The following is a 722-nucleotide window of genomic DNA, read 5'->3' on the forward strand; positions in this document are numbered from 1 at the left end:
ACTTGAATCAAGTAATCCGCCCCCGACATCAGAAGATCAAAATCACTCATTTTAAGAGAGGATTGGTTCTCCACCGTGGGCGGCGGATCACCGAAGGCCCACTCCGGGGACCAACTGCGCAAACCGTTCATAAACACACTGTCCTGAAAATACATCACCAATGGCCGGGCCGCCGTGCCAATATCCTTCGCCACGATGATGTTGCCCCGACGACCCACCAGGTCCGGTTTGTGGCTGTGGGGCGTACCCAGTGCCAACAGGCTGCCTTTGTCGACAAAAATGCTGACGGTGCCCTGCTGGTAATTCGCACTGAGGGTGCCGCCGGCGCGAATGGCGTCGCGCTCTTCAAGGTCAAAGATCGGCCCCTCGCGGCTGTCCAGCTCAACATCGCCCTCCAGGCTGCGCAAGCTGACGTTACCGTTGCTGGCCATGCGTTCGATTCGAACCGTACCGGTGTTGGTGACCGCCACCCGGCCTCTTTGGTTGGTCAGCGACAGTTCTTTCACCTCGGTCAGAAGCCGTTGTTGGTTGCCGATGCCGGAGCCTGAGGCAACCTCCAGCCGCTGAGCGGTAATATTGGTTTGCTCCTCGGCGAACACGCTTTCAATAATGCCGTCGTTGCTCAGACTGACCGTCCCTTCGGCGCTTTCCACCTGGGCCAGCCATAAATCGCCACCGGCCTGGTAGGAGATAGGCGCCCCATCGGTTTGGGTGCGGGCCGA

General features: G+C 59.1%; 1 protein-coding gene. It reads right to left on the reverse strand.

Annotated features, from left to right (window positions below; all coding sequences use genetic code 11):
- Positions 1 to 722: hypothetical protein (locus AAE514_RS18495; protein WP_347333040.1), on the reverse strand; the 722-nt coding region annotated here is incomplete at both ends.

Origin of the sequence: Marinimicrobium locisalis (genome assembly GCF_039822625.1) — a bacterium.
In the GTDB taxonomy this organism is placed as follows: Bacteria; Pseudomonadota; Gammaproteobacteria; order Pseudomonadales; family Cellvibrionaceae; genus Marinimicrobium; species Marinimicrobium locisalis.